This window comes from Pseudoflavonifractor phocaeensis, assembly GCF_021531815.1.
GTDB classification, from domain to species: Bacteria; Bacillota; Clostridia; order Oscillospirales; family Oscillospiraceae; genus Lawsonibacter; species Lawsonibacter phocaeensis_A.
The window spans coordinates 1-16,982 of the sequence record NZ_JADYUM010000024.1; the positions used below are offsets into that span (position 1 = coordinate 1).

The following is a 16,982-nucleotide window of genomic DNA, read 5'->3' on the forward strand; positions in this document are numbered from 1 at the left end:
ATGGCGATGTTCACCGCCCCCATCAGCTCCTCCGACGCCACATAGTTCTGACTGCCTTTAAATTCATTCATAGTTCTGTTTCCTCTCTTTCGCAGCCGGAGCTGTTGTTGAAAAAAGCCACCACGGAAGGTATTGCTTGCCTTTCGTGGTGGCTTTTTAATCGCGAACGGTTCAGAGGTCTATGTACCCTCCAAAATCAGCGCCCTGCCCTGAAGGCAAGTGTCCTGTTTCGGAACCGCACTCAGACTGCGAACCCGGTGCGACGCTGGATTACTCCTCGTCCATACCTTCCTTGTAGAAGTCACCAAACAGCTCCTGGTTGGAGGGCATGTCGGTGGGCAGAGGACGGGCCACCCAGGTGGTGTTCATGTAGTGCTTCAGGGTGATGTTCTCGGAGACGATGTTGCCGCCCCAGGTGCCGCAGCCCATGGAAGACGTGGGAGGCATACCGTTGTTGGCGGAGCCGGAGTTGCCGCGGTTGTTGGGCTGACGGACCATGATACGGGAGACAGGAGCAGCCATGCCCAGACGATGGATGTGGTCGTCGCTGAAGGAGTAGATGCCGCAGGAGTGGCCCTTGCCGCCCACGTTGAACACGGCCTGCATCATGGTCAGGGCGTTCTCGAACTCACCCTCGTACTTGAACAGGGTCAGCAGAGTGGTCAGCTTCTCGGAGGAGAAGAAGTGCTCCTTACCCACGTTCTCAATGCCGCCGCCGGTGACAGCGATGAACTTGCGGTCAGCGGGGATCTCAAAGCCAGCGGCCTCGGCCAGCTTCTGGGGGCTGATAGCCACGGTGTTGGGCAGGCGGTGGCCGGTCTCGTCCCACATAACGGCCTTCAGCTTCTCGGCCTCTTCCTCGTTGGCCAGGTAGGCGCCTTCCTTCTCCAGAGCGGCCACGAAGCCGTCATACACGTCCTCATGGATCAGCAGGTTGCCGTCGCAGGAGCAGCCGGAACCGAAGTCGGAGCACTTGGAGATGCGGGTGTTCATAGCGGCCTCAGCCTGACGCTCGGGGGTGTTGCAGGTGTCGTCGATGATGACGGTGGCGTTGCCGGCGCCGGAACCATAGGCGGGCACGCCGGAGGAGTAAGCGGACTTGACCATGGGACGGCCGCCGGTGGCGATGACCAGGTCGCAGCGCTTCATCAGCTCCTGGGTCAGGGAGATGCTGGGCTCCTCAATGCCCTGGATGATGTCGGCGGGAGCGCCCTCGCGGACCAGAGCCTCACGGATGATCTTGATGCACTTGTTGGTGGTGATCTTAGCACGGGGGTGGGGGGAGCAGATGATGACGTCGCGGGCCTTGATGGCGTAGACGACCTGGCCGGCAGGAGTCAGGCAGGGGTTGGTGGTGGGGACCAGGGAGGCGATGACGCCCACGGGCTTGGCATACTTCACGATGCCCTTCTCGGGGATCTCCTCGATGATGCCGACGCTCTTCTGACGCAGGCAGTCGCGGAGGATCAGCTTGATCTTGTTGCGCTTGTTGCGCTTGGTCACCTTGTCGCCCAGGCGGGTCTCGTCAACGGCCTCGTCACAGATGGGGCCCCAAACCTTCATGTCGCAGACAGCGGCGGCGACAGCCTGGCACAGGCGGTCCACCCGCTCCTGGTCATAGGTGGCAATGATGTCGGCGGCAACGCGGGCGCGGGCCACCATTTCGTCCAGCATCTGGATCTGCTCGGCAGTAACTTCCTTAGCCATGTTCAAAACTCCTTTTCATATTTGTATTTTTTAGATGGAACTGTGTTCGCTTTCCTTTGATGGTCCCATCATAACGCTTCTGATTCGAAATGTCCAATACCAGGTTTCTTTCTTTGATATAGAGAAAATCTATTAAAATTTTCTATAGGCTTCCCCTGTTTTGTGGAAAATCACCTGATTTTTTCTCATAAGTTTTGTTACCTTATTGGGGGCCAAGTATGGTATAATAAAAGGTAGTATGCTGTTCCGCGCGCCCTGTCAGGCGCAGTTGGCCGCGCGACATAAGATTGAGGTGAGTCAGATGACGCTGTTACAGCTGCAATACTTTCGGACCCTGGCCCATGTGCTCCACTATACCCAGGCGGCAAAGGAGCTACACATCTCCCAGCCCAGTCTGAGCTACTCCATCAGCGAATTGGAAAAAGAGCTGGACGTCAAGCTCTTCCAAAAGGAGAACCGGAAGATCAGTCTGACTCCTTATGGGGAACAGTTCCTCCCTTACGCTGAAAAAGCGCTGGACCTGCTGGACGAGGGAGCGGACGTGCTGCGCCAGATGTCGGGCACCGCCCTTCAGGTGGTCCACCTGGGCTATTTCCACTCGGTGTCCTCCTCCCTGATCCCCTCCATGATGGAGGGCGTCTACAGCCAGGAGGAGAACCGCCGGATCCGCTTCCAGTTCTATGAGGACACATCCTTCGACGTGTTCAACCAGCTGAAAAAGGGGGCGCTGGACCTGGCCTTCTGCATGCATCAGGATGACAGTCTGAATTCCGTGGTCATCATGCGGCAGCCCCTCTACCTGGCTGTGCCCAGCGGCCATCCCCTGGCCGGCCGGGAGTACGTCACCGTTGAGGATTTCGCCCGGGAGCCCATGGTGGTGCTGGACAAGCCCAGCAACCTGCGCGCCATCACCGACGCCCTTTTTGACCGCCGGTCGGAAACCCCCAACGTGGTCTTTGAGGTGCGGGAGTGCAACGCGGCCCTCCAGTACGTATCTCTGCGCTTCGGCGTATCCATTTTGCCCAAGGTGCCCGCCATGAGCAGCGACAAGGTGGCGGCTATCCCCATTTTGGATGAGGACCAGACCCTGGTTCGCACCGTCTACCTCTCCTGGTCCAAGGGACATCCCCTCTCCCCTGCCGCCCAGCGGGTCAAGAACTACATCATCGACCACTACGCCACGCCGGAGCCCGGATGAATTCTGGGCTTCTGCTCTGTTCCAAAAGGCCGCTTGGCCTTTTGGAACAGAAGGCTGCGGCCCGCCGCAGCGCACTCGCTCCGCTCGCACGTTTGCGGGCCGAGCGGTATTTTTTCCGACGCACATGCCGCCGGAAAAAATAGATCACAGTTGATTCGCAAGACTTTCGAAATCTGGGAGCCCGGATAATTCCGGGCTCTTTTTTAATCCTTCAGGTACTTCTCGGCCAGCTCTTTGTAGCGGTCCACACCCACGAACTTCAGATAGTCGTTGAAGGGGATGAAGTCGCCGGGGTAACCCTCGTCAGTGCCGTTGTCCCGGATGTACTCCAGAACCCGCATGGTGGCGGCCACCTGGGCAAAGAGACAGCTCATGGGGAAGGTGATGATCTTATAACCCAGCTTGCCGCAGTCGGCGGCGGTCATTCCGTCGTTGATCCCCTTGTTGGCATAGAGGCCCAGATGGATGGGGCCGTTGACCCTGGCGGGCAGGGCTTCCAATTCCTCCCGGGTCTTGGGGATGATCTTCACCATGTCCGCGCCCGCCTCAAGATAGGCGTTGGCCCGGTCGATGGCCTCCTCAAAGGGGGCGTCGGTGCGGGCGATGATCACCAGACTGTCGTCCTCCCGGGTGTCCACGGCGGCGTGGATCTTGCCCACCATCTCAGTGGCGGTGATGAGCTCCGGCTTCTTGATGAAGGGGCAGTTGGGGGGCTGCTTCTGGTCCTCGATAAACAGGCCGCCCACTCCGGTCTTCTCGTACTCCATCACCGCCCGGATGACGTTCATGGCGCTGCCATAGCCGCCCTCGGCGTCGGCCAGGACCGGGATGTCCACCGCGTCCACCATCTTGTTCAGGATCTCCACCGTCTCATTCAGGGCCAGAAGTCCGGTATCGGGCTGGCCCAGCACCGCTCCGTGCATCCCGTATCCGGTGGTGCCGGCAATCTTGAACCCGGCGGCTTGGATCGCCCGGGCGCTCAGCGCGTCATAGGCGCAGGGCGCGATCAGGTAATCATTTTCCGCCAGCAGTTTTCTCAGCTGCTTGCTCTGTTTTCCCATGATAAGAACTCCTTTCCGGAAATCTTTTTGTGAGCGGCCTGGCTCGGGAAGGGACCCGGCCTCTCCCGCCGCGCGCAGGCGCGGCGAAATTTGATACCATATACCCATTCAGGCGTCCGCCCGCAAAAGGGAGCGGACGCCTGAATCATTTGCAGGATCCTTACTTGGCGTTGTGGGACTTGGCGTGGTTGGGAGTGACATAGCGGCCATTCTCCTTGCGGACCAGCTTGCCCTCCTTGACCAGCTCGTTGGGGGTGTAGATGTCGTTGATGTTCCAGCAGCCGGGGGTGGGAACAACGATGTTCTCCATGGGGGCCTCCACCAGGAAGGGACGGCCGGCCTTGTTGGCCTCGATGGCCTTCTCCATGGCGGGCTTGAACTCATCGGCGCTCTGGACGCAGACAGCCTCCACGCCGTAGGCCTTGGCCACGTCGGCCCAGCGGGGGGTATAGGCCTCGCCGTCGGGAGTGTGGAACACGGTGCCGAACTTGGTCTTGTAGTTGGCGTTCTCCAGGCCGGCGATGGTGCCGAAGGCGGAGTTGTTCATGACCACCCAGGTGCAGGCGATGCCCTGCTCCACAGCGGTAGCCAGGCAGGTGGGGTTGACGCCGAAGCCGCCGTCACCGGTGAGGGTGATGCAGATCTTGTCGGGCGCAGCCACCTTGCCGCCCAGGACGGCGGAGGCGCCGAAGCCCATGGTGGCCAGGCCGGAGGAGTGGTGGATGGTACCGGGAACGGTGATGTCGAACTGCTGGGCCACGCCGTTCTTGTTCCAGCCCACGTCGGTGAAGATGTGAGCATCCTCAGGCAGGACAGCCTTCACGTCCTTCAGGATGCGCTGGGGAGTCATGGGGAAGCGGCCGTCGCTGGAGATGGCCTCGTTGGCCTTCTTGAACTCGGCCTTGGCCTCGGCGATGCGGGTGCGCAGCTCGGGGTTGCTCTTGCCCTCGGGGCAGATCTTCTTGACCTCGTCCAGGATCTGCTGCAGACCGATCTTCAGATCGCCCACGGCGCCGATCTCCACGGGGTAGTTGCGGCCGATCTCGTTGGGGTCGATGTCGATCTGGAGGAAGGTGGTCTTGTCGGGATCGAAGGTGACACCCTGGTACCAGCTGGAGCTGTCGGCCTCGGCAAAGCGGGTGCCCAGGCCCAGGATGACGTCGGCATTGACGGTGAGGGAGTGGGTGAACTCCAGGCCCCAGAAGCCGGTCTGGCCGATCATCAGGGGGTGCTTGTCAGACAGGCAGCCGTGGCCCATCAGGGTGCGGGACACGGGGATGTCCAGGAACTCAGCCAGAGCAGCCAGCTCCTCGGAAGCGTTGGCCAGGATGATGCCGCCGCCGGCGTGGAGGACGGGGTTCTTGGCGTTGACCAGCTTCTCGGCGATGGCCTTGGCAGCGGCGGGGTCCAGGCCGGGCCGCATGGTCACATGGCTGTCCTTGTAGGTGCGGGCCCACAGGTCCTCCTCCATCTCCCGGGAGAACATGTCCATGGGCATGTCGATGAGGACAGGGCCGGGACGGCCGGACTCGGCCAGACGGAAGGCCTTGTCCATGATCTCGGGCAGAGCCTCCACGTCATCGATGCGCCAGCAGCGCTTGCAGACGGGCTCCAGGATCTTGTACTGGGTGGCGTCGCCGTGCATGTTGACTTCCTGATGGGGGTGCTTGCCGTAGTAGTAGCTGGGCACGTCGCCGGCGATGACCACCATGGGGATGGAGTCGAAGGCGGCGTTGGCCACGCCGGTCAGGACGTTGGTCAGGCCGGGGCCCAGGTGGCACATGACCACAGAGGCCTTGCCGGTGACACGTGCGTAGCCGTCGGCGGCGGTGGAGGCCACGGCCTCATGGCGGTTGGAGATGTAGGTCACCTTCTCGCTGCGGGACAGGGCATCCAGCATACCGATGACCGTGTGGCCGCACAGACCGAAGACATACTTGACATCCCGGCGCTCCAGATAATTTACCATCAGATCAGAAACAAGTTTTTTGCTCATAATCGTTTCCTCCTCTATTTATGACCCGCTTTGCGCGGATCGATTTCACATATTCATATACTTTTTGTCAGCGGACCGTGGTCCGCCGCTTTCAGACGATACTTGGGCCGTTCCGGGCCCGGAACTGGTCAAAGACCTTGCCGCTCCGGATGATAAAGTCCCGGAAATACTCCGCCGCGGGAGGGATATAACGTTCCTTATGCCATATCAGATACAGCTCCCGGGGAGGAATATAGTCGGATATGGGAACGATTTTGATATTATAGGGCGCTCCGCCCATGGGATACGGCGTGATGGCCACGCCGTGGTTGGCCGCCACCAGGCCGTACATGACCACGTCCTGGGGGGTCTCCACCACTGTATTCGGGTGGATGTCCAGAGATTTGAAGATCTCCTGACACTGGTAATGGAGTTGAGAACTCTTATCAAAGGAAATGAAGTTTTCCTTATCCAGTTCCGTCAGCGACACACTTTTTTCACGGGCCAGACGGTGGCCCAGGGGGACCAACAGGACCAGGGGGTGGGTGCCGATGTGGAAGCACTCCACCTTGGGGTCATCGATCTTTGTGGTAAAAGCCAGGTCCACTTTCCCGTTCAGCAGCTGCTCTTGAATGGGGAAGAAGCTGTCCTGCACGAATTGGAACCGGACTCCCACACGGTTGGTCTCAGACAGGTAACGCACGATGATGTCCGGCACAAACTGGGCCATGGAGGGGAATGCCGCCATGGTCACGGTCCCGGAGTTTGGATTGATGTACTCCTGGAGGGTGGAGATGCCGCTCTCCAGGGTCTCGATGGTCTTTTGGACGTAGGGGAGGAACAGCTCCCCATATTTGGTCAGCTTGATGTTTCTTCCTTTGCGGACAAAGAGCTTGACGTTCAGCTCCTCCTCCATCTCCTGAATGGCGTGGCTCAGGTTGGACTGGCTGACGTACAGCTTCTCCGCCGCCTGGGTATAGTGCTCCAGCTCCGCGATGGTCCGGAAGTAATACAGCTGTCTTAAATTCACAGGCTTCACTCCTTTTGTGGCCGAGCTGGGCCAGAGTACCGCGGATCAGGCCGTCTTCGCGCTCTCCCGCCGCGCTTCCCAGGCACTGAGAATCACGTCGGCTGAGATCAACAGCAGCCCCAGGAAGAAGGAGGGCCGGAAGGTCTCGTTCAGGATCAGCGCTCCCAGCAGGGCGGAAAAGACGGGCTGCAGCGGATAAAACAGGGAGCAGGTACTGGCCGGGAGAATGGACAGGCACTTGGTCCAGGTATACTGGGCCAGGCCGGAACCCACCAGGCCCAGGTAGAGGATCACCGCCGCCGCCTTCCAGGACAGGTTCACTGTCTGAACGGCAGCGGAAACCGCTCCCGCGGGGATATGGAAGATCAGGCTGAAGGCCATGCTGTATGTGGTGACCAGAATGGCGGGATATTTGGCCGTGAGCCGGCGCATGTAGACCGAGGCCACGCCCCAACTCAGCACGGACACCAGCACCACCAGAATACCCAACAGGTCGCTCTCTCCCCCGGCCCCGCTGGTTACCACGGCGGCTCCCGCCAGAGCCAGGATCAGGCACAGGCCTTTGATGGGGGTGATCCTCTCCTTCAGGATCAAGGCGGCCATGGCCGTCACCGACACCGGGGTCATAGAGTTGATCAGGGAGGCCATGGAGGCCCCCGTCAGGGAGATGCCCAGCTGGATCAGGGAGATGGTGAGGAAGTATCCGGTAAAGCCCACCAGAAGAAAGTACTTCCAGTCCTCCCGCGCGATCTTCGTGCCCAGATGCTTCCGGGCCATCAGCAGCAGGGGGGCCATGGCCACCGTGCACCGCAGGCAGGCCAGCAGCTGGGGCGGGACGTCCTGTGCGATCATTTTGCCGGCCACATACACACTGCCCCAGAAAAAGAAGGTGAGCAGCAGCGGGAAAAGAGCCTTGTTTTTCGATGTGGATTCCATGATTGGAGCTCCTTTCCGCGCCGGTCCCGGCTGAACTTGGGTAGGGAACGCCGGGCCAGGACCGTGAACGGCCCCGGCCCGGCGTCAATGGACATAATTCAGATGCTGTCAGTCAAAATCGCAGGATTAGGCGTTGGCCAGAGACTCCTGCAGGGTGGTGGCCAGGCCGCCCACGGCCTCGTCGATCTGCTTGTACAGGGCCTGAACGCCATCCAGAGCCAGGATCTCGTCATAGAACTCGGGAGCGTACTCGATGATGGTCATGCCGCCGTCCTTCAGGACCTGCTTGTTGTCGGTGTCGATCTTGGCCAGCTGGGGAGCCATCTCGGCCAGAGCCTCGGCAACGGCCTGGTCCAGAGCGGCCTGGTAAGCGGGATCCAGGTCCTCATAGGCTTCCTTGTTGATGCAGATCTGGTTGGCATACAGGATGTGGTTGGTGCAGGCCAGATACTTCTGGACTTCCTGGAAGTTGGCGCCCACGCAGGTGTCGGCGGCATTCTCCTGAGCGTCGATAGCGCCGGACTGGAGGGCGAAGTAGACCTCAGCCCAAGCCAGAGGAGTGGGCTCGGCGCCGATGGCGCTCCAGAAAGCCATGTGGTTGGAGTTCTCCATGGTGCGGATCTGCAGGCCCTTGAAGGAAGCCAGGTCCTTCAGCTCCACGTTGGCGGTGGTCAGACGGTAAGTAGCGTTCTGCAGGAAGCCCAGCAGGTGCATGTCAGCAGCCTCATAAGCCTCGTTCAGCTGAGCCTTGAAGGCGGAGTCAGCGCCGTTCAGGACCTTGTCGATGGTAGCGCCATCATACTTGGCGAAGACCATGGGCAGGTCGAACACGGCCATCTCGGGGATGAAGGACACCACGGGAGCGGTCTGGCAGACCACGATCTGGATGTCGTTGCTCTGCAGCTGGCGCAGCAGGTCGGCGTCGCCGCCCAGGTCGCCGTTGGGATGGTAGTCGATGGTCAGCTTGCCGCCGGTGATCTCGTCAACCTTGGAAGCAACCAGCTCGCCGAAGATCTGGCCAGCGGCGCCCTTGCCGGTGGAGTCGCCGCCCACCAGCTCGACCTCGTCCAGGTCGGCATAGGGATCATCGTTGGTGGTACCGGTGGAAGCGGCAGCATTGCCGGTGGAAGCGTTGCCGGTGGAAGCGGCGGGCTTCTTGTCACCGCCGCCGCAGGCGGCCAGGGACAGGACCATGGCCATGGCCAGGAGCAGGGATGTCATCTTTTTCATTTGGTTTGTTCCTCCTTCTAAAAAATACAGCTTCTTTCTTGCGGGAATATATTTTGTCCGCCCGCACTCGGACGTCCCGGCAGAAGGCACGTCCGAGTACGGGAGAAACAACGGAATCAGGCTGCTCTTACAGCAGGCTCACCAGGAAGGTGCTGAACCAGGGGACATAGGTGATGAGGGCCAGGGCGATCAGGAAGGCGACAATAAAGGGAACAGCCTTCTTGGCCACGGCCATGGGCGGCTCGTCCGCCAGGTTGCCGGCCACGAACAGGTCCAGGCCGAAGGGCGAGGTGGCCAGACCGATGGACAGGCAGCACACCAGGATGACGCCGAAGTGGACAGGGTCCACGCCCAGCTGCTCCACGGCGGGCAGCAGCACGGGGGCCAGAATGATGATGGCCGGGCCGGTGTCCATGACCATGCCCAGGATCAGGAAGATGATGACCAGGACGGACAGGACGGTGATGCTGGAGTGGAAGTTGTCCAGGATGAAGCTCTCCACGATCTTGGTAGCCTTGGTCAGAGACAGCACGCGGCCGAAGGCGGTGGCGAAAGCCAGCACGAAGGCCAGACCGCCGTAAGTCTTGACAGAGCTGCACAGCATGGGCAGCAGATCCTTGAACTTGATGGACTTATAAATGAACAGGGACACGATGATGGCGTAGAACACGGAGATACAGGCGGCCTCGGTGGGGGTGAACTTACCGGAGTAGATACCGCCCAGGATGATGATGGGGCACAGCAGAGCCCAGAAGCTGTCGGCAAACAGGTGCCACAGCCCCTCGCCTTTCAGCTCAGCCATCTTCTCGTTGATCAGGGCGCGGTCCTCACCCTTGCGGACACAGTAGATGACGGCGTAGGCCATCATGAACACACCGATGAGGATGCCGGGCAGGATGCCGCCCAGGAACAGGTTGCCGGTGGAGACGCCGGTGGCCAGGGAATACAGCACGAAGGGGATGGACGGCGGTATGATAACGCCCAAACCGCCGGCCACAGCGATCAATCCCGCGCTCCACCGCCTCTCATAGCCCAGGCTGACCATGAAGGGGATGCACATGGAGCCTACGGCGGCGGTGGTGGCCGGACCGGAGCCGGAGATGGCGCCGTAGAACAGGCAGGTCAGGATAACGGCGCAGGGCACGCCGCCGGGGAGGCGGCCAACGAAGTAGGCGAAGAAGTTGAACAGCTTCTTGGAGATGCCGCCCTCAGCCATGATGACGCCGCCCAGGATGAACAGGGGCACCGCCAGGATGGGGGTGGAGTTGGCGCCGGAGAAGGTGTTGTTGATGATCTGAGCGATGGAGCCGCCCTTGCCCATAATGAAAATGGGGGCTACGGAACCCAGGATCATGGATACGCCGATGGGGATCGAGGCCGCAATGGCCACCAGGAATACCACAAATACCAGTAACGCTGCCATTATGCCTCGCCTCCTTCCGCGCGCTTGCCGGCTGCCGCTTCTTCGGCGGCCTCAGCCATGGTCTGCTCAACGGCAGTCAGTTCCCGCTCGTTGAAGTGCTTGATGTGAATAAACGCCATTTGGACTCCACGGAGCGCGCCCAGGGCGTAGCCGAACAGCATGACGGCGTACACGACCCACATGGGCCACACCATGGCGGGAGAGGTCTCGCCGCTGCCCAGGATCTTGCCCACCACGCCGATGGAGTGATAGGCCAGCAGGCCCATAGAGGCGGCGGTGATCACGTCCACCAGAATATTGATCACCTTGTGGAGCGCCTGGGGCAGCAGGTCCATCAGGACGCTCACCCGAAGCATATTGCCCTTCCGGATGGTGTAGGGCAGGGAGAGGAACACGCTCCAGATCCAGCAGAATCGGCAGAATTCTTCCGCCCATGTCAGCGAGGGGATCGAGGGGATGTTCCGGATGATGACCTGAATCAACTCGACGCAGGAGATCACCACCAGTAGGATGACCAGAATCGCTTCTTCAAAATGGTCATCCAGCCACTTGATTGCTTTCATCTTCTACCTCCTTATTTTCGTCACGCGGCGACCGCGTGCTTACTTACCGTTCTGTTCCGCCAGAATAGCCAGCAACTCCTTGCGCATGGCATCCACGGGGGCCTTCTTGCCGGTCCACAGCTCGATCTGGGCGGCGCCCTGGTAGAGAGACATACCCAGGCCGTTGAGCACCTTACAGCCCTTGGCCTCGGCGTTCATCAGGAACTGAGTCCGCTCGGGGTTGTAGCAGGCGTCGAAATAGAACTGGCTGGGCTGGATGTACTCCTCGGGCATGGGGGTCTGGCCCATGGTCTTGCCCATGCCGATGCCGCTGGCGTTCAGCACCACGTCGCAGGCGGCCAGCTTGGACATGTCGCCGTGGGGGACAAACTCGGCCACGGGAGCGAAGTTTTTGTTGATGTCTTCCACCAGAGACTGGGCGCAGGGCTCAAACGCGTCGGTGATGTAGATCTTCCGGGCGCCGTGGTAAGCCAGAACGGAGCACATGGCGCGGCCGGCGCCGCCGGCGCCGAAGCAGAAGAACACGGACTGGTCCACCCGGATGCCGCCCTCCTCCGTCAGGGAGGTGTAGAAGCCCATGCCGTCGGTGTTGTAGCCGACCAGCTTGCCCTCGGGGGTCTTGACCACGGTGTTGGAGGCGCCCATCTTCTCGCACAGGGGATCCAACTCGTCCAGATACTGCAGCACCTGAACCTTGTTGGGCTTGGTCACGGCGAAGCCGACGAAGTTCATGTGGCGGATGCCGCCCACGATCTCGCCCAGATGCTCCTGGTCGGCCTCGGTGTAGAAATAGAGCATGTTCATGCCCGCGGCTTCATAGCCCGCGTTCTGCATCCGGGCGGCGAAGGACTGGCTCAGGGGAGTGCCGATCAGCGTGATCATTTTGGTGTTGATGTCGACTTTCATTTTCCTTACCTCGCTTCTATGTATGGTGGACCTTACAGTCCGTGCTTGGCAAAATAGTCCTTTGCGCACTCCAGACACCGGGCCGCATGGCCGGCGGCGCCCCGCCGGGCGATCTCCGCGGTGTTGGGAAGCTCGATGGAACAGGGCCGGTCAGGCAGGGCCTTGAGAATACCGGCCAGGTCCGCCGCGCCCTCGCCGCAGTAAGCGCGGCCCTCGCGGACGTACTTGACCAGCTCGCCCTCGGTTTCCTTGGGCCAGTCGCACAGGTGGATCAGGCCGAACCGCTCAGGGTCCTGCGCCTTGATCATCTCAGGGGTCACCTTGTCCAGGTGCACATAGATCATATCCATCAGGATCTTCAGGTTGGGCGCGCCCACCTGGTCCTGAATAGCCATGGTGTCGGCCAGGGTGGTCACCGAGGAGACCACCGGGAACTCCAGATTCATGGTCAGGCCGAACTGGGCCGCCTGCTCGCAGATGGCGCCGCAGCGGTCCACAGCGAAGGAGCGGTCCTTGGTCCAGATGCTGGACAGCACCTGGGTAGCCCCCAACTCGGCGCCCTTCTCAAAGGCCCCGCGGTAGTCCCCGGGCAGGTCCTCCCGGATCCGGACCAGTTCGATATCCAGCATCTTCATGCCGGTGTCCTGCAGGGTGCGGCGGATCTTCTCCGTCAGCTCCGGGTCCCGCTCCAGACAAACCTGCGGCTCGCCGGGCTGGCCCATGGGAATGGTCCGAAGGCTTACGTAATCATAGCCCGCATCCCGGGCAATCTTGATCTGTTCCACCGGGTCCACACCAGGGATCGTCAGATAAGCAAGAGAAAACTGTTTCGCCATTGGTGCCCCTCCTCATAAGACATTAACATAACTTTGGCGGCCTGCGCTATTGGCACTTTTACTAACCGCTCGCTGTTTTCGCCTTGATTTTATATGAAAAACATTCAGCAAGTCTAATACTTATTTCCCATGGAATAATCGATATTTTTCATTGTACTTTATATACTAAACCTCTTGACTTGTTTTACTATGTTTATATCTCTCATTTTGTCTTCTATTTTTTATGTATTATGACGGAAAATTTTTGTGGATTCATGACTTTCTCAAATACGAGGCAGGTGTGCGGGCACAGATTGTCCTACAATTCGTCTCCTTCATTCACATTTTCTATCACATCATTGAAATCTTGTATTGGATTATTTCCGCCTCTATCGATTAAGATAGGCTTGACGATACGGCCCGCCCCTGCTGGAAACGCTCCGGCACAGGGTCTGATGCCGACCCACATCAATTAGGAGGTCACAATTATGATGAATCTGCCTTCCGCCATTACCCTGTGCGAGGTCGGACTGCGGGACGGCCTGCAAAATGAAAAGACGATCCTTCCCACCGAAGAGAAGCTGACCCTGCTCCGCGGCCTGATCGATGCCGGCTTCCGGGTCATCGAGGTGGGTTCCTTCATGCACCCCAAAGCGGTGCCCCAGATGGCTGACACGGACGAGCTCTACAAGGCCATCGGCGAAGTCCCCGGCGTGGAGTTGCGCGCTCTGATCCCCAATCTCCGCGGCGTCCAGCGCGCGGTGGACTGCGGCTGTAAAAAGGTAAAGCTGAACGTCTCCGCCAGCCGCCAGCACAATTTGAAGAACCTGAACATGACCCCCGAACAGAGCGTGGCCGGCTTCGCCTCCTGCGTGGACGCCGCCCAGGCCCACGGCATCGCCATCTCCGGCTCCATCTCCATGCCCTTCGGTTCCCCCTGGGACGGCCGCATCCCCCAGGAGGAGATCGACGCCATCATCGAGGCCTATTTAAATGTGGGCATCACTGAGATCTCCCTGTCTGACACCTCCGGCATGGGCGTGCCCAACCAGGTGTACGCCATGTGCAGCCACGTGCGGGAAAAGTACCCCCAGGCCTCCTGGTGGCTCCACTTCCACAACACCCGCGGCCTGGCCATGGCCAACATCGTAGCCGCCATGGAGGCCGGCATGACCCAGTTCGACGGCTCCTTCGGCGGTCTGGGCGGCTGCCCCTTCGTTCCCGGCGCCGCCGGCAACATCTCTACCGAGGACGTCCTCCATATGTGCGAGGAGTCCGGCATTGAGACCGGTATCGACATCGTCAAGGTGATCGAGCTGTCCCGGAGCCTCCGCGACCTGCTGCACCACGACACCGAGAGCTACATCCTGCGCGCCGGCCGCTCCCGTGATTTGATTTCCTCCCAGAATAACTGACGCTTTCCTCCTTCTCTCTACCTCCCTTTCGTTTCTCTCTTCATCTCTCTACTCGATAAAGCGTCACTTGTTCTGATCTCCTTCTTTCCAAGCCAAAACGGACATGAATGCCTTCCGGTGTTCATGTCCGTTTTGGCGTCCCGGGACAAAACAGCCGCTCCGGCCCCGGCCGAAGCGGCTCATTGCTGGACTCAGACCCGTTTTTCCAGACGGATCACCAGGGCGGTCCGGTCATCGGTAGCCCCCTGGGGGCTCTGGAGCAGCAGCTCCCGGGCCAGATCCTTGGGGCTGGCCCCGTCAAAACCAGCCAATTTCTCCTTCAGCCAGCCGTCATCTCCTGTGCCGCAGATGCCGTCGCTGACCATCAGCACCGTATCCCCAGGGGACAGCCGCAGGGAATACTGGTCCAGGCCGGCGTCCTCCCCCTCCCCCAGTCCGGCGGGCAGGGAGGCGCCGGAGAGGCGCTGGACTGTCCCCCCCTTCCGCACATAGGTGGGGGCCGCCCCCATTTTGTACAGCTCGCCTTCTCCGCTGAACAGGTCAATTTGGAGTAGGTCCACCGTGGTGAACCCTCCGGTGTCCTCCCCCCGGAGGGACAAGGCGGAGGAGAGGGTGGTCAGCGCCTGCCGGGGCCGCACCCCCGCCTGGAGAAACTGTTCCAGCAGCCGCACCGCCAGAGAACTCTCCCGGTTGGCCCCGGGGCCGCTGCCCATTCCGTCACACAGCAGGACGTACAGCTTGCCGTCCGCCCGTTTGAAATAGGTCCCCGCGTCGCCGCTCACCGTCTCGCCGCTCTTTTTCTGGGCCGCCACTCCGGCCACCGCCATCAGCGGCTCCTGCTGAATGAGGGAGACGCCCTCATTTCCCTCCTGTTCCACCCGCAGGGGCACGCCTAGAAGCAAGGACAGGTCGGCCACCCGGCTGGGACGGGCCAGGGCGGCGCAGCCCGGCCCCTCCGCCTCCACCCGGAGCATCCCCCGACTGTCCCGGAACACCGCCGTCCGCACCTCCAGACCCAGCTCGGCCACCCGCTGCCGCAGCCTCCTGTCCCCTGTCAGGTCGGGGGTCAGCTCCCGGCCCAGTTCCTCCGCCGCCGTCCCCAGCAGCTCAGACAGCTGGGCGTATTGGCGGCACACCGCCGCCCGGCTCTCCCGCACCCGGGCGTTATACTGCCGGCGGTACAACAGAGCCAGATACTCCTCGTTCACCGCACCCAAAAAGGCTGGGAAATGGAGACAGCGGTCGGCAAAATGCCGGGGAAAGTCACCCGCCTCCGCCTTACCCCGCTCCACCATGGCCGGGGTAGCGTCGTTGAGGGCGTTGAAGGTATCCGTGTAGTTCTGTTTCCAACACCGCCCTTTCAGAGAACAGGTCCGGCACACCCGGCCCGCCGCCCGGTCAAAGACAGTGGCCACATCGTTGTCGTTCCGGGGCGGACGGAAGGCGTCCCGCAGGGAATCTCCCAGGGAGCGGAAGGCCCGGGCGGTGGCCTCCAGCCGCTGCCGGGCCAGTTTCTGGGAACGCAGGTCGGCCGGGCCCATCACCTCCGGCGCCAGCCACACGCCCAGCCGCCGCATGGGCCGCTCCGGCAGGAGAAGAAAGAGCATGGAGGCCCAAAACACCTCATATAAAATGGAGAGGGACAGGTCCCTGTTCCAGGCCCACAGCACCGTTGTTCCGTTGGCCAGCACATAGGCCAGAGCGGCGGCAAAGCGCCGCTTTCCCCGGCACAGCCCGGCGCACAGGCCGGACAGGGCGCAGGCCATGGTATAAAGGGGCATATCTCCTGCCGTCAGGTCCATGGCCGCCCCCATGGCCACTCCCACCACGGCTCCGGCGGACACGCCTCCCTGCCACCCGGAGGCCAGCACCGCCAGCACCCCCAAACAGCGCCCCAGCGACAGGTCCCCATAAACATGCACCGGCGTCAACGCCATCAGCAGCGTGGCCGACAGAAACAGCAGTCCGCCCCGGCGGGCTGGGGTGAGCAGGCGGTCCGCCCTGCGGGTCCGCATGGGCAGCAGCACCGCCCGGTAGCACCAGACCGAGGCGGTGGTCAGCAAGAATTCCAGCAGAAACCGAACCCCGTCTATGGCCGTCCACCCGGTCTTGGACAGGACCACAGCCCCGGCGAAGCTGTTGACCGCTCCGGCCACCAGCGGCATGACCCAGGGGCGGCGCAGGGCCCGGACATCGTAAAAGGCGAAGGCCACGGCGAAGGTAAGGATGGCCGCCGAGGCGTGGCGCAGGCCCTGGGAAAAGCCCAGCATGGTTAGATAGCCAAAGCAGGCCCCCAGCAGCGCCCCGGCACCGCACAGCCCGGACCCCGCCGCTCCCACCAGCGCCACGCCAAAGGGGGCGCAGTCCTCCAGCAGCACCACCCCGGCCAGCACCGCGGCCAGCAGAAAGTGGATCGCCGCCTCCGCCCCCAGCGTCACAGCCGAGGCAGGCAGCTGGATCTGCCCTGTTTGGTCGGACTGCCGCCGCAGCTGGATCAGCTTTCGCTTGAATTGTTCCTTGGCTGTCATCGCCGTCTCCTCCTGTGTGTCCCATCCGGGAGCCTTGTCCCGTTTCACGTCCCTGCCATTATATTCCATTTTCTGGAAAAGGTCCGTCGAAACAGGGCAGGCGAAGAACCGTGAGTTCCGTCGGAAGCCGGGATGATTCTAAGATTCTTTCCGCCTCCAAAGCCGGAAACACAGGCAGCGAAGACATTGGGGCTT

13 protein-coding genes are annotated in these 16,982 nt (G+C 61.2%); 2 read left to right on the forward strand and 11 right to left on the reverse strand.

Annotation, left to right across the window (positions count from 1 at the left end; translation table 11 throughout):
- Positions 1–270: 270 nt before the first annotated feature.
- Positions 271–1,707 (reverse strand): aldehyde dehydrogenase family protein, encoded by a 1,437-nt coding sequence (locus tag I6E42_RS11760; RefSeq protein ID WP_235372203.1) that lies wholly within the window; start codon positions 1,705–1,707, stop codon positions 271–273.
- Between the two features lie 301 nt (positions 1,708–2,008).
- Here I6E42_RS11760 and I6E42_RS11765 point away from each other — a divergent pair, with 301 nt between their 5' ends.
- Positions 2,009–2,905 carry a LysR family transcriptional regulator gene (locus tag I6E42_RS11765; protein WP_235372204.1) on the forward strand — a complete coding sequence of 299 codons (897 nt, stop codon included), beginning with the start codon at positions 2,009–2,011 and terminating at the stop codon, positions 2,903–2,905.
- A gap of 203 nt (positions 2,906–3,108) precedes the next feature.
- On the opposite strand, the gene I6E42_RS11770 is transcribed toward I6E42_RS11765, so the two are convergent.
- The 9 genes from I6E42_RS11770 to I6E42_RS11810 all read right to left on the reverse strand — a co-directional run bounded on the left by I6E42_RS11770 (position 3,109) and on the right by I6E42_RS11810 (position 12,865).
- Positions 3,109–3,966: an isocitrate lyase/PEP mutase family protein gene (locus tag I6E42_RS11770; protein ID WP_235372205.1), complete on the reverse strand. Its 858-nt coding sequence runs from the start codon at positions 3,964–3,966 to the stop codon at positions 3,109–3,111.
- 160 nt (positions 3,967–4,126) lie between these two features.
- On the reverse strand, positions 4,127–5,962 hold the full coding sequence (locus I6E42_RS11775; RefSeq protein WP_235372206.1) for a thiamine pyrophosphate-binding protein: 1,836 nt from the start codon (positions 5,960–5,962) through the stop codon (positions 4,127–4,129).
- A 91-nt stretch (positions 5,963–6,053) separates the two neighbouring features.
- Complete coding sequence (locus I6E42_RS11780; protein WP_235372207.1) at positions 6,054–6,971, reverse strand: LysR family transcriptional regulator; 918 nt, start codon at positions 6,969–6,971, stop codon at positions 6,054–6,056.
- 45 nt (positions 6,972–7,016) lie between these two features.
- Positions 7,017–7,907 (reverse strand): DMT family transporter, encoded by an 891-nt coding sequence (locus I6E42_RS11785; RefSeq protein WP_235372208.1) that lies wholly within the window; start codon positions 7,905–7,907, stop codon positions 7,017–7,019.
- A 126-nt stretch (positions 7,908–8,033) separates the two neighbouring features.
- Positions 8,034–9,137: a TRAP transporter substrate-binding protein gene (gene dctP, locus I6E42_RS11790; RefSeq protein ID WP_235372209.1), complete on the reverse strand. Its 1,104-nt coding sequence runs from the start codon at positions 9,135–9,137 to the stop codon at positions 8,034–8,036.
- Positions 9,138–9,264: 127 nt separating this feature from the next.
- Positions 9,265–10,560: a TRAP transporter large permease gene (locus tag I6E42_RS11795; protein WP_235372210.1), complete on the reverse strand. Its 1,296-nt coding sequence runs from the start codon at positions 10,558–10,560 to the stop codon at positions 9,265–9,267.
- Positions 10,560–11,123 (reverse strand): TRAP transporter small permease, encoded by a 564-nt coding sequence (locus I6E42_RS11800; RefSeq protein ID WP_235372211.1) that lies wholly within the window; start codon positions 11,121–11,123, stop codon positions 10,560–10,562. Before I6E42_RS11800 ends, I6E42_RS11795 begins: the two co-directional genes overlap by 1 nt.
- A 39-nt stretch (positions 11,124–11,162) precedes the next feature.
- The gene (locus I6E42_RS11805) at positions 11,163–12,029 is read right to left on the reverse strand and encodes a shikimate dehydrogenase family protein (protein WP_235372212.1); all 867 of its coding nucleotides are present in this window, start codon (positions 12,027–12,029) and stop codon (positions 11,163–11,165) included.
- 32 nt (positions 12,030–12,061) lie between these two features.
- Complete coding sequence (locus I6E42_RS11810; protein ID WP_235372213.1) at positions 12,062–12,865, reverse strand: sugar phosphate isomerase/epimerase family protein; 804 nt, start codon at positions 12,863–12,865, stop codon at positions 12,062–12,064.
- 467 nt (positions 12,866–13,332) lie between these two features.
- Between I6E42_RS11810 and I6E42_RS11815 the strand changes: the two genes are divergently transcribed.
- The gene (locus tag I6E42_RS11815; protein ID WP_412761309.1) at positions 13,333–14,259 is read left to right on the forward strand and encodes a hydroxymethylglutaryl-CoA lyase; all 927 of its coding nucleotides are present in this window, start codon (positions 13,333–13,335) and stop codon (positions 14,257–14,259) included.
- A 191-nt stretch (positions 14,260–14,450) separates the two neighbouring features.
- On the opposite strand, the gene I6E42_RS11820 is transcribed toward I6E42_RS11815, so the two are convergent.
- Positions 14,451–16,787: a SpoIIE family protein phosphatase gene (locus I6E42_RS11820; protein WP_235372214.1), complete on the reverse strand. Its 2,337-nt coding sequence runs from the start codon at positions 16,785–16,787 to the stop codon at positions 14,451–14,453.
- Positions 16,788–16,982 lie beyond the last annotated feature (195 nt).